Genomic DNA, 11,900 nt, shown 5'->3' on the forward strand with positions numbered 1-11,900 from the left:
ACGTTATCCTTGATTCAATAACTCAGTTAATTCAATAAGTGCTGCGTTGGCACGTGAAATATAGTTTGCCATCACCAGAGAGTGGTTCGCTAACATGCCAAAACCGCTGCCATTGAGTATCATTGGGCTCCAAATGGTTTGCTGTGTCGCTTCTAGCTCTCTAATAATTTGTTGCAAGCTTACCCGCGCATTTTTCTTTTCCAGCACGTCAGCAAAGTCTACTTCGACCGCTTTTAAAAAATGTATCAGTGCCCAAGACGCTCCGCGAGCTTCATAAAAATTGTTGTCTAGCTGCCACCAGCTGGTTTTGTCAATCAACCGATTTGGTGTTGGCGTAGACTGACGTGCCATCATGTCGCCCGCTAAGTCAGTATTTAAGCGCTCTTGCCCTACGCTGGCACTGAGTTTTTGCGATAAACTGCCAAGGCGCTTTTCTACCTGTTTTAGCCAATCACGTAAATTATCGGCGCGCGCGTAAAATTGTGCATTCCCTTTAGACTTATCGGCCAAATCTTGACGATATAAAATTAATTCGTCGATTGCGTCTTGATACATAGATTCAGCAGACGGTACCAACCAGCTACGATGATCCATATTTAAATGAGGTTGTGCTTTCACCAAATTCGGATTTTCAAGGGATTGCGACTGTGAACGACTAAAATCTTTTCTCATCGCCAAAGATAAATCACGCACCATTTCTAACGCGCCAAACTCCCACGATGGAATATTATCTAAAAACACCCCTGGCGGTGTTACATCGTTTGCCAAATAACCACCGGGTTTACTTAGCAAAGTATCGGTTACCTCAATCAATGTGTTAGTCATGGTATAGCCTACCACCACCTGTTCATTTTGATTGGCTGCGGAAAGTGCGGCTCGCTCCTTCACATTGAAAATGCTAGGTGCAAAGCTCCAATAAAAACCAAGTAGCCAAAATACAATGAATAAGATAATGGCCAACATGCCAAGCCACTTGGCGTTTAAATAGTGCTTCATAATGATCTCCTAGTCGTGATAGTGATGGGAGTGTGAAGAGGCCTCTTCAGCGGGAGAAACTGGCAGTGCGACCACGTTAATTTCCTCACCTTTGTCTGTGATTAGCTGAAACGTGACCGGATCTAGCCGAGTCAATGGCTGTTGCAAACCAAATACCATGACGTGTAGCCCTCCCGGCGCAAACGTCACCGAGGATTTAGCGGGCACCTCGACAGAGGCTTGCTTGGTCATACGCATCATACCGTCTTTCATAATGTGATTATGAATTTCAAACTTTTTGGCAAAATCTCCTTGCACCTCTGTGATGACAAGGGCGTTATCTGAATCGTTTTTCAGCGTAAAGTACACCGCAGTATTCGGAGTGCCTGGAGGCAAAATGCGAATTTTTGGGTCTACGATTTCTGGTGCAGCAAATAATGAAGATGAAAAAAGGCTAAGTCCAAGCCACAAAGAACGCATATTAGCTCCAGTAAGTCCCCTTGAGTGTATGCCAAAAGTATTTAGGATTTCTGTTCAAATTGCCATGAATTTTTTATTTTATTAACAACGCGTTACCCTTTATCGGTGATGACATGCTAGACGCTAGGCCCGCTGCTATCCACCCCATCCGTTAATTCAACATAACACGCATTTGCCAGTAAAATTGCGGCCTTTACCGCAATTTTGATTATCCCCGTTTACACCCTGGTGTTAGACCTATTATCTTTCACGAGCCACACCACGATTGCAAGTAACAACAATGCAGGCCAAAATGCGCTGATGCCGGCCACCAGTAACGCTAAAAATACAGCCCCCACTGTCAGTGCCAATACACCAATCACACTCACCGCAACGAAGAATCCCACCACGACTAAAATAACCCCGACTACACCACTAGCGAAAAGGGTTTCCATTGGGTTAAGGGTGTCTGAGTCCAGTACAAGTTGCACGTCTGTACATTCTGACAATATCGTGCCTGTTGAATACACCAACAACACTCCCAACAATACTGCAATCGCTAAACTTTTCATAAATACTCCTAAAGGATCTGCGCTAGCGCTTAGGTAATAGCAACACAGCCATTAAATACGCAATTGCCACAGGCATAGGGAACATAATAAATGCCACAATAGCGGCCAGCCTGACCCAAATAACCGAAACATCGAAGTGACGCGCTAGCCCTGCGCATACACCTGACACTTTTTTATTTAGTGTGCTGCGATGTAATTGTTGGGTATCAATGTACGATTTCATAATGTTTCCTTCTTTAAATACCGAGTTGTGAAATAGATATGTAGTTAGCCATTAACTTTGGGTTTGTACCCGTTTTCACTGTTTACTTAGCGCCCCATACAGAGCGCTAATTAATCAGTAATAAGGTATAACTAAGCCACTTTCTTGCGCAGCGCCTCTAGCTCAGCTTCGATTTTGTCGTCAGACGCCAGCGCTTTAAATTCTGCATCTAGCGATGTGCCCTCTTTTACAAAGTCATACGACTCAACTTGGGCTTCTAAATCGTCAATTTTCCGCTCATACATATCGAAGCGTGCAATGGCATCGTCGATTTTATGCATATGCTCAGTCGTTTTTACTTTAAGCCGCGTTGTCGCGCTTGTATGACGAATTTGTAATGACTTCTGACGGTTACGTGCTTCGGTTAGTTTCTCAGCAAGCTGGGCTGTGTCTTCTTGCAGTTTGGCAATCGACACCTCAAGCGCTTCAGCTTCCTTCGTTAACGCTTCGTGCTTGTCAGCAATCACATGCTTTTGCTGTAAGGCGGCTTTAGCAAGGTCTTCTCGGCCTTTTTCTACCGCCAGTTGCGCTTTATCATTCCACTCCTGCATTTGTCTTGATGTTTTATCAAGGCTACGTTCGACAGATTTTTTCTCGGCTAAGTGACGCGCTGCAACAGAACGCACTTCCACCATGGTTTCTTCCATTTCCTGAATTATCAGGCGAATCACTTTTTGTGGATCTTCCGCTTTATCTAAAATCGCATTGATATTAGCTTGAACGATATCACTGATTCTTGAAAACATACCCATTGCAAGTTCCTCCTAGAAATGATGCATTTTAATTAGGTCAATGAAGACTTTCCTCATTGTTGAATATACGTAATCAATTGGTGTGCCAACTTTCAAAAATCACACAACCCATTGTTTTAATTAGTTTTTAACAGAGTTTATTGATTAAGGTATTCAAGGCTCTGTTGTTTAACGTTCTTAAAAAAACAGTTTTAACTAATTATTAGTCAATTTCACCAACCACGGTTTTCCGGTCGCGGATGATGCCGTGTAAATGCAAAAGTACAGCCTTCGCTAACTCTATACGCTAGGTATTTTGATCATTTTGTACAGAATTGAGTGTTATCAACATCTTGGAACTAAACATGACTAACATAAGGCTCAGTGATCATTCATATTGCTATTGCAGCAATGCACGTAACCGTAAGAGCTAGAATGAGCGTTATGGTAAAACCAAGAATTAACTCACTAAACGATATAAAAAATGCTAAAGGCGGGTAGGTTGTGTGTATAGACGTTATTTCGAATACATAAAAAAACAGCCAAACATTTATTGATGTTGGCTGTTTCGCAAATGTCCAAATTCCGAATTTATCGTAACGGGCGTGTTTAGGTCTTTACGACTGATATAACTGACTAAACACGCCATACATAAATAAGATAACAATGGTGCAAACAATAAGATTAAGAGTTCTGCATGATAAAGCATCCTGCCCCCTTATTCTGATTCGTTGCTCTCTGATGTGTCTACAGAATTTAAATCTGTAATCGTTACGCGGGTTGCGTATTGCTCTGTACTGTCGAAGCTAATCATATTGTTTGCAGTAAGAACAGACTCCTGAACTTTGTACTGCAACTCAGTGCGTGTTACCTCAACAACCTGACTCACGCTCGCGCTAATTAACTGCTCTAACGATACTTCCTGTGCGCTAACTGAACCTGCAACCGCTAAACCTAAAACCACTCCTGCTGTGCTGATTACTTTATTGAATGACATGTTACGTTTCCTCTGTATTGGTGATTCAAATACTGTTTACCGGTTTTGGTTCACAGTTAATGATTAAGTCGCAAGAACTATTGCGATAGTTGTGCCAAGTACAGAAAAAATATTTATATCATTGTTTTTTAAAGCATTTATTTTAAAAATAAAACTAACCAACAACGAAGATGGCATAGCCTTTTAGTAACCTTTTAGTCATTTTCACTATCGAAGTGGTGAGTTTAACCACTTCGAATTATACGTCTTGATTTACACGCTGCTGAAATGCTTCGGCCTGTCGTTGAGTATCGAGTAATGCATCGAGCGCACCGAGCAACAATGTTTCGTCTGCATTACGATCTGGCCCGTGTTGGCTTAGGTATCTGCGCCATACTCTCGCGCCAGCTTGCCCCTGAAACAGCCCTAACATATGGCGTGCAACGTGCCAGGCGCGCCCACCGTTTGCAATATGCTGACGGGTATATTCCACCATGTGTTGCACTATCTCTACACGAGAAAGCACGTGCGTTGCATCATGGTAAAACAGCTTGTCTACTTCAGCGAGAATATAAGGGTTGGCATAAACTTCCCTGCCAATCATAACGCCATCGGTATAATTTAAATGCAAAGCCGCGTCTTTTAAGGTTTTAACACCGCCGTTAATAGAAATACTCAAATGCGGAAACTCTTCTTTGAGTTGATACACGCGATCATATATGAGTGGCGGAACCTCGCGGTTTTCTTTCGGGCTCAAACCTTGCAGCCACGCTTTACGAGCGTGCACAATGAAGGTGTCGCAACCGGCCTCTGCCACCACGTTTATGAATCGGGTTAAATCGGAGTATTCATCCATATCGTCAATACCGATACGAGATTTAACCGTAACAGGAATGTCCACTTCAGATTGCATCGCCGATACACACTGCGCCACGGTTTCAGGCTCGGCCATCAAACACGCGCCAAAGCGCCCGTTTTGCACTCGATCTGACGGACAACCGACATTAATATTCACCTCATCATACCCTTTTTCTTGCGCCAACACGGCACAACGGGTCATATCTGTAGGATCAGAGCCACCTAATTGCAGCGCAACGGGATGCTCTTGCGAATTAAACCCCAAATAATCTCCCTTACCAAAAATAATCGCACCAGTGGTTACCATTTCGGTGTATAGCAATGTATGACGAGAAATCAGTCGTAAAAAATAACGGCAGTGTTTGTCTGTCCAATCCAGCATGGGCGCGACAGAAATTTTACGATCTACGGTTTGAACAGCCATTATGCCGTACCTCTTATCTGGAAAGGGATAAATGCGTTGTTTTGCAAAATTGTTACCTATGAAATTAACACTCAGTGTAGCTGAGAATACACCTAACTTCGGTTTTGCCACCGTAATATGAAAGAAGCGTCATCTCGACGCTTCCTTGTTTTCCGTGTTTACTACTTTTCTAATCGTAGTGAGGGGGCGGGCGGTTTTCGCGACGTAAATGTTGTATCAATAAACTTATAGTTGAACAAAAAGTCTGAACATCGCCAAGTGAGTTGACTGCTGTCGTTGACTGCCAATATCACTTTCGTTAACACCCCTCGCCCCTTAATTTCTTTTTTGAGAAAAGGGGAGTAGCAGCTGTAACCCGATGGCAAATTATACACAAACCCTACCTTTTCGCCCACCATTACCTGATCAGGTACTGCTGTAATGGATAGTGTTGACTCAGTGTTTACAACATAGAGTGGAATAAAATTTATTAAGTCTATTGGCGAGTAAAAGTTTAGCGAAGATTTAATCCTACTACGATACCTAAAAACTAGGTAATCGTCTTATCAGGTCTGGACCCTGTTTGGAAATAATGTAGAACATTTTCGATTGAGTGATGCCCCTTCCTAGTTAGATGTAGCCTGTGAGACTTTGCGTGATGACATGCATTCTATGCATGTTCTTTCTATTGAAGAGAGGCATGATTGGATACAAGCATATTCATTAGGTTATACAGGCCATCAGAGTGCTGAAGTAAGGCGCGCAATTAAACATGAACTCGCGTCCCTAGACGCTTATTTAGCGCATTAAAAGTAAATTATAACTGACTTTTAATTAGAAAAAGGCGCTAAAAATCTATAAGTTAATTATATTTGACTTATAATTGTTGCGGCATTACTTTATGTTTAAAAGTAAACAATAGTTAACTTATATGAGTAATCTTGCCAAGACAAACAGGACAGGTAAAGCGGTTAAGCCAACAGTGATGCCTAACTTATCAGAACGCTTTACCCCGACTCAGCTCGCTGAAGCCATCACTGCAAAGCGAACGGGTATGAAGCTGTCTCTCGTAGATGTATCTGAAGCATTGTCTATTTCAAAGCCAACGCTGGTGAAAATTGAAAAAGGCGATACCAACGTAAAGTTAGCGAACCTTCTCAAGGTAATGGAATACCTTGGTCTTTCATTTAGCCTTCTTTGTGATGATGCTACTTCCAAAGAAGAAACAGAGGTAAGTGATGACTGGTATTGAGCTAACTACCCTGAACGTTTATATCGGTCATGGTCGTAAAATTGCGGCAATAACCATTCCTGTAGGCTCTGAAACCGAATTAACCTTAACTTACGAACCTGATTGGATTAGAGAGGGGTTTGCTATCTCGCCCCACCTGCCTTTGAACGGTGAGTTTGATCACAAGGCGGTTCGGAGCTTTCTACAAAACTTGTTACCTGAAGGTAGAGGCTTAGAAGAGATCATCAGTAATACCACTATCTCCAAAAATAATACCTTTGGGCTTATCAAGATCATCGGCGCTGACACAGCTGGCGCGTTATCATTTACCAGCCAAAGCAATGAAGAAACCGAAACCTCATTTCGAGAAGTCACGAATGACGAACTAGCCGAAAAGTTAGCTCGTTTTAAGAATGCTGGAGAATCAATTACCTATTGGGATGGTCGAACAAGGCTATCAGTCGCGGGTGTACAAGATAAACTTAACTTATTAGAGATAGATGGCATGTTAGGCTTTGGTGAAGGTCAGCTTTGCTCCAATAAGATCTTTAAGTTTGAAACGAAAAAAGCGCCTTTTATTGCCGTGAATGAGTTATTTACCATGTTATTGGCAAAACATTCGGGTATTGATGTACCAGAGGTAGCAGTACGAAAATATGGAGAAGTCAGCGCGTTTGTCATTGACCGTTTTGATCGTAAATTAATAGCTGAACAACAGCGTGTTATGCGCCGTCACATCATTGATGGCTGCCAAGCTACTAACCTGCCCCCTTCCTACAAATACGAACGTCAACACGGTGATGAAGGCGACGGTATTTATATTCGTGATGGTGTGTCTTTTCCGAAGCTATTCAATGTACAAACAACCAATGCCGAAGCGTATCAAACGCAACTTATACGCTGGATGACCTTTAATATTTTAGTGCGCAACTATGATGCTCACGGTAAGAACATCAGTTTCTTTGTGGGTAAACAAGGTTTAAGTCTTACGCCATTTTACGATTTAGTAAATATTGAGGCCATCATTCGAGAGATCCAAGCAAGGCAAACTGATGAAAACTCTAATGCGCCAATGGCAAACCATTTCGCGATGTCGATAGGTGAATATGGTGCAGGCAATGCTGGTAATTTTAATCACCCGTTTACTGCTTACATGTTGGCTGACTTCGCCCAAGAATTTGGAATATCACTCCCTCGTCTGCAATTGTTGATGAGGCAAATGATCAAGCAAGTGCAAGCCTCTGTTGATTTAGCCAAAGCTGATGCACTTAAACAGCAGTTAACTGATTCAGAAATTCAGCATATTGAGAAATGCATTGAGATCATAGATGAAGCGGTTGAAGAGTTAAGTGCAGAAGTGGATCAAATAACAGAAATGAGCGACTTAATTTAACGAGGAGTTCTGGCTATTTTTGTGTATTTCATTTTATCTGGAAGGGGATAAATGCGTTGTTTTGCAAAATTGTTACCTATGAAATTAACACTCAGTGTAGCTGAGAATACACCTAACTTCGGTTTTGCCACCGTAATATGAAAGAAGCGTCATCTCGACGCTTCCTTGTTTTCCGTGTTTACTACTTTTCTAATCGTAGTGAGGGGGCGGGCAGTTTTCGCGACGTAAATGTTGTATCAATAAACTTATAATTGAACAAAAAGTCTGAACATCGCCAAGTGAATTGATTGCTGTCGGTGACTGCCAATATCACTTTCGTTAACACCCCTCGCCCCTTAATTTCTTCTTTGAGAAAAGGGGAGTAGCAGCTGTAACCCGATGGCAAATTATACACAAACCCTACCTTTTCGCCCACCATTACCCGATCAGGCACTGCGGTAATGGATAGTGTTGACTCAGTGTTAACACCATAGAGTGAAAGGTTCCGGCTTCTGCCACATTCTCCTATGTTATTACAGGCTTCTACGAATAGGGTTAATTCTCCAATATCATCAACAATATAATCGAAATGTGTAGCGTTTACGTTTTCAGCGAGTATGACCTCACTAGACGCGCTACGCCGTTTAATGTTAAACGTAACCGCTTCTTTAAAGTCAGGGTGCATACTCCAGTTAATGCGTATTTGTTCACCAAGCTGCGCTACGGTTTTACTGGCGTTTAGCGTCCATGGTCTGGGCAATGGATTATGAGGTAGCCATTCTGGCGTAAATGTTTTTGGCTCGCTGTAATTGGAACAGCTTCCCTCGTTTAAGCAAGCCCGTACCTGAAACGCTAATGGGTTTCCACGACTTAAAAAGTCATGAGATTCAATAGACAAATCGGTGGTTTTGCCCAAAAAAACAACCATGCCATTATCACTAATTTTTACTTCATAGTAATCAGCATGCCGCGCACTTGGTTCCCAGCTAAAGGCTGCGTAATTGTTCTCACCAACCTCAAGATATGAAGTAGGCACATATGGTGTTAGCCTCACAAACGGTGAGGTAATAATAAATTCTGAATAGATTGAACAAACCGTTTCGCTCGCACAGGCCATCACTTCAAACGCTATGTTTTCGCCTCGTGGAAATTGATCGTTAAATACAATCTGCGGCGCAACCACCTTGCCTTTAAACAATGTGCTGACATCCTTTACGCGTTGAACCAGTACGTGGTAAAAGGCAGCATTTTCTTGTTCATTCCACGAAAAAGTAATTTCGTTGTATGGCCCCTGATGTAACTTTGCTACTGGCCGTGTAGGTCTTACCGCTAAAAACGTAGCATGACTTGATACTGTAGGCACTGAACACTCAGTTAATGCCTCAGAATCTCGGCACACGTACCCTCGTAACCAATACTCTCCTGATGTTGGAGGTGTAAATGCCGAAGGCGTTTCTATACGTGTCCATTGCTCATCTCTGACGTTGCGATATTCATAAATGTGAACAACGTCTTCATAATATTGGTGTGGGTTGTTTTCTGCAATTTTCATTACCGTTAGCGCGCCGGCATCTTCAAACGCAATGGCGGTAATTGGCGGTATCTCACCAACAGGACGAGTGGGTACAGACCAATTAGAACAGTATCCATTGTTGTCACATGCTTGCACGCGATAGCTAAACCGCCCCGTCACCGCATTATCGACTCTAAACGTATTCTCACTCGTGCTTCCCACCTGCGTGTAGTGGTTACCATCTGTGGTTTCTTCTATTACAAATATGGCATCAGACTCGCCTTGCCATACAAGCGTATTGGCCTGGTTTTGGCGCTCAACTTGCACATTCACAGGAGCAGAAAGCAGCGTTGGTGAGTCTGTTAACAACACATCGGTCGTTGTTATCATCCAATGTGTTGGTGGTTGTTTCGCGGCCACATCGACAGAAAACAGTAATGTCAGCACTATCCATTGTCTAAACATAATCATTGTTTACCTTCATGAATACCACATTACTTTACACGCTTGGGCGTAACGTAATTTCCAAGTACAGCGTCATAAGCAATGTGGTAAGATCCTCTGGAATCAGGGGCGGTGAGCCATATTTCTACACTTTCCTCAAACCTTACCCCTTTGCTTTTTCCCACCACTTGCGCAGGTAATGCTAATACATCGTGTGCAACCTTGTCTGATGTCAAGTCTGAACGCACAATCTCACCAAATATAACGCGATTTCCAACATAAATATTGTGGAGGCTTTCACCTTTAAATAGGTGCGTTTCACCATCAAGAATAACTTCTAATGTGTATCCTCCATTTTGATTGAATTGAGGCAAATACACCCCCGTTAACCATCCTTGCCCAACGGTAGCGGTACCGATTTGAGTGCGTCGTCTCCCATCACTCATTTGCGTTTTTCGAAACGTATCTGCCGGCCCCGTAAAACGAAACCATATTTTTACCCACTTTTCCATGTGATCTGCGTCTCGATCACCATCACGCAAACTGACGCCAAGCAGGGGTTTATTGCCCAGCAAAGCCTGAGACATCACGGTTCCTTTAAACCTCTCTTTTTGGATTTCTTTGGCGGAATAGGTAAGCCCATCAGCGCGTTGAATCCCTGCGCCCGCAAGACACGCACTACCGCCCGATACGGCAATCTCGTGACCATTCGCAAATGCTGCCATCATAAGCGCGTATTGCGCTTTGCCTAAGTCAGTATTGAGTCGGAAACCATAGTTAGCAACATGATTCGCCTCAACACAATCAGGTGCAGAATTCCCTTTAGCAGAATCCAACGCAAACACCACGTTGTCACCCAGCAACTCCAGGTAGGTAATGCGACCATTATGTTGTACAGAGGCCATTACCGTTGCAGCCTGCAACACCAATATCACCAAGCTTATAAAGCGGAAACCATTCATTCTTGTTTATCCTTAAAATGCAGAACCAAATAACATGTCAAACGCGGCATAAACGCCCCCTTCTGTAGAGGTATCTGGCGTTTTGTCGAGCGTTAGCCAAACTTCAAGGCTCTGATTAAAGCTCACACCTTTTCCTTCCTGCGCAACGTAATTGGGTGAAGCAATCATATTCGCAGGACGCCCGTCATATCCCGACAAGCTATCATTGACCATGCCAAAAAATACGCGACCATGCCAATTTCCGCTATCACGCTGTGTTACGTCTTCTATGACGTAGGTTTCCCCGTCTAGCAGCACTTCAAGCTTGAAGCGGGTCTCTTTTTTCATAGCCGGCAAAAGAACCGCGGTTAGCCAGCCTTTACCTTCAAGTCGTTGACCAATCAGCGTACGCTCTGTTGTGGTTATCTGTGAGAACTGGGGAGAAGGGGTTTCATTGCTACCAAACGCTTCAAAATAGGTTTTTTGAGCTGAATTATTTTCATATTCGTCGGTAAAGCCGATGTAGGTTTCGACATATTGCCCCAAAATTGTATGGGAAAAATCTCGTATTTGTTCAATTTTGTCATCGAAGTAAAGTCTGGACACCCCTGTTACATTCGGTATTAACTCACACCTATTGTTACCAACGACATGCAATGATTGATTAGACGACAGTGCAGATATTACCATCGCGTACTGCGCTTTTCCTTCCGTGGAAGTTATATCTATCGCATATTGATTGAAATATTCACTATTCTGAGCACATTCAGGCAGGTTATTTACATCTGGCTGGGCTACGTTAATCAGAGCGACATTTCCCTCAACGTGTATACCAACAAGATTCGATGCTAACGCAGTGATACTCATACTAAACGCACAAACACCAGACAAGATCAGTCCTTTAATCATTTATTGACTCTTCAATTAGCGGAATTAACAAAGCGCTAATTTTAATACATTGTGACAGACAACACTACTGACTATTTGAACCGTGAAATGGGCGTGTGTATGGGCGGTACTGTTGTATTTGTCCACTTCCCCTTTAATGACACAGTTCTAAATTAGAGTTTTCCAGTTTAGCTCGGTAAGCTGCCGGTGGTAGTTTACCTAAGCTTTCATGCGTTCTTTCTTCGTTGTAATCCAGCCGCCAGAACCAAGACATC

At 42.9% G+C, this 11,900-nt stretch carries 12 protein-coding genes; 2 read left to right on the forward strand and 10 right to left on the reverse strand.

The window, feature by feature from the left end; all coding sequences use genetic code 11:
• Positions 1-3 precede the first annotated feature (3 nt).
• The 7 genes from OE749_RS18235 to dusA form a co-directional block, all read right to left on the reverse strand.
• On the reverse strand, positions 4-996 hold the full coding sequence (locus OE749_RS18235) for a DUF2333 family protein (RefSeq protein ID WP_263713929.1): 993 nt from the start codon (positions 994-996) through the stop codon (positions 4-6).
• A gap of 9 nt (positions 997-1,005) precedes the next feature.
• Positions 1,006-1,455 carry a copper chaperone PCu(A)C gene (locus tag OE749_RS18240; protein ID WP_263713930.1) on the reverse strand — a complete coding sequence of 150 codons (450 nt, stop codon included), beginning with the start codon at positions 1,453-1,455 and terminating at the stop codon, positions 1,006-1,008.
• Positions 1,456-1,673: 218 nt separating this feature from the next.
• A complete protein-coding gene (locus OE749_RS18245) occupies positions 1,674-2,006 on the reverse strand; it encodes a hypothetical protein (RefSeq protein WP_263713931.1) in 333 nt (110 codons plus the stop codon).
• A 22-nt stretch (positions 2,007-2,028) separates the two neighbouring features.
• Positions 2,029-2,229, reverse strand: coding sequence for a PspC domain-containing protein (locus OE749_RS18250; protein ID WP_263713932.1), 201 nt, complete (start codon positions 2,227-2,229; stop codon positions 2,029-2,031).
• Positions 2,230-2,360: 131 nt separating this feature from the next.
• Entirely contained in the window at positions 2,361-3,020 is a 660-nt protein-coding gene (pspA, locus tag OE749_RS18255; protein WP_263713933.1) for a phage shock protein PspA, read from the reverse strand.
• A gap of 697 nt (positions 3,021-3,717) precedes the next feature.
• Positions 3,718-3,996: a hypothetical protein gene (locus OE749_RS18260; protein ID WP_263713934.1), complete on the reverse strand. Its 279-nt coding sequence runs from the start codon at positions 3,994-3,996 to the stop codon at positions 3,718-3,720.
• Between the two features lie 238 nt (positions 3,997-4,234).
• Positions 4,235-5,257 (reverse strand): tRNA dihydrouridine(20/20a) synthase DusA, encoded by a 1,023-nt coding sequence (gene dusA, locus OE749_RS18265; protein ID WP_263713935.1) that lies wholly within the window; start codon positions 5,255-5,257, stop codon positions 4,235-4,237.
• 910 nt (positions 5,258-6,167) lie between these two features.
• Between dusA and OE749_RS18270 the strand changes: the two genes are divergently transcribed.
• Together OE749_RS18270 and OE749_RS18275 are read left to right on the forward strand one after the other, a co-directional pair.
• On the forward strand, positions 6,168-6,488 hold the full coding sequence (locus tag OE749_RS18270) for a helix-turn-helix domain-containing protein (protein WP_263713936.1): 321 nt from the start codon (positions 6,168-6,170) through the stop codon (positions 6,486-6,488).
• On the forward strand, positions 6,472-7,860 hold the full coding sequence (locus tag OE749_RS18275; protein ID WP_263713937.1) for a HipA domain-containing protein: 1,389 nt from the start codon (positions 6,472-6,474) through the stop codon (positions 7,858-7,860). Before OE749_RS18270 ends, OE749_RS18275 begins: the two co-directional genes overlap by 17 nt.
• Positions 7,861-8,041: 181 nt before the next feature.
• Here OE749_RS18275 and OE749_RS18280 read toward each other — a convergent pair whose 3' ends face one another.
• The 3 genes from OE749_RS18280 to OE749_RS18290 are packed head-to-tail and all read right to left on the reverse strand — an operon-like array spanning position 8,042 to position 11,646.
• The gene (locus tag OE749_RS18280; RefSeq protein ID WP_263713938.1) at positions 8,042-9,823 is read right to left on the reverse strand and encodes a hypothetical protein; all 1,782 of its coding nucleotides are present in this window, start codon (positions 9,821-9,823) and stop codon (positions 8,042-8,044) included.
• A gap of 23 nt (positions 9,824-9,846) precedes the next feature.
• A complete protein-coding gene (locus OE749_RS18285; protein ID WP_263713939.1) occupies positions 9,847-10,758 on the reverse strand; it encodes a hypothetical protein in 912 nt (303 codons plus the stop codon).
• 12 nt (positions 10,759-10,770) lie between these two features.
• On the reverse strand, positions 10,771-11,646 hold the full coding sequence (locus OE749_RS18290) for a hypothetical protein (RefSeq protein WP_263713940.1): 876 nt from the start codon (positions 11,644-11,646) through the stop codon (positions 10,771-10,773).
• Positions 11,647-11,900: the final 254 nt, after the last annotated feature.

Source organism: Fluctibacter corallii, from assembly GCF_025751585.1.
Classification (GTDB): Bacteria; Pseudomonadota; Gammaproteobacteria; order Enterobacterales; family Alteromonadaceae; genus Fluctibacter_A; species Fluctibacter_A corallii.

What these genes read in the sequence shown, in the direction of transcription:
- OE749_RS18235 (WP_263713929.1), bottom strand. Translation starts at nt 996, where the DNA reads ATGAAGCACTATTTAAACGCCAAGTGGCTTGGCATGTTGGCCATTATC.
- OE749_RS18240 (WP_263713930.1), bottom strand. Translation starts at nt 1,455, where the DNA reads ATGCGTTCTTTGTGGCTTGGACTTAGCCTTTTTTCATCTTCATTATTT.
- OE749_RS18245 (WP_263713931.1), bottom strand. Translation starts at nt 2,006, where the DNA reads ATGAAAAGTTTAGCGATTGCAGTATTGTTGGGAGTGTTGTTGGTGTAT.
- OE749_RS18250 (WP_263713932.1), bottom strand. Translation starts at nt 2,229, where the DNA reads ATGAAATCGTACATTGATACCCAACAATTACATCGCAGCACACTAAAT.
- pspA (WP_263713933.1), bottom strand. Translation starts at nt 3,020, where the DNA reads ATGGGTATGTTTTCAAGAATCAGTGATATCGTTCAAGCTAATATCAAT.
- OE749_RS18260 (WP_263713934.1), bottom strand. Translation starts at nt 3,996, where the DNA reads ATGTCATTCAATAAAGTAATCAGCACAGCAGGAGTGGTTTTAGGTTTA.
- dusA (WP_263713935.1), bottom strand. Translation starts at nt 5,257, where the DNA reads ATGGCTGTTCAAACCGTAGATCGTAAAATTTCTGTCGCGCCCATGCTG.
- OE749_RS18270 (WP_263713936.1), top strand. Translation starts at nt 6,168, where the DNA reads ATGAGTAATCTTGCCAAGACAAACAGGACAGGTAAAGCGGTTAAGCCA.
- OE749_RS18280 (WP_263713938.1), bottom strand. Translation starts at nt 9,823, where the DNA reads ATGATTATGTTTAGACAATGGATAGTGCTGACATTACTGTTTTCTGTC.
- OE749_RS18285 (WP_263713939.1), bottom strand. Translation starts at nt 10,758, where the DNA reads ATGAATGGTTTCCGCTTTATAAGCTTGGTGATATTGGTGTTGCAGGCT.
- OE749_RS18290 (WP_263713940.1), bottom strand. Translation starts at nt 11,646, where the DNA reads ATGATTAAAGGACTGATCTTGTCTGGTGTTTGTGCGTTTAGTATGAGT.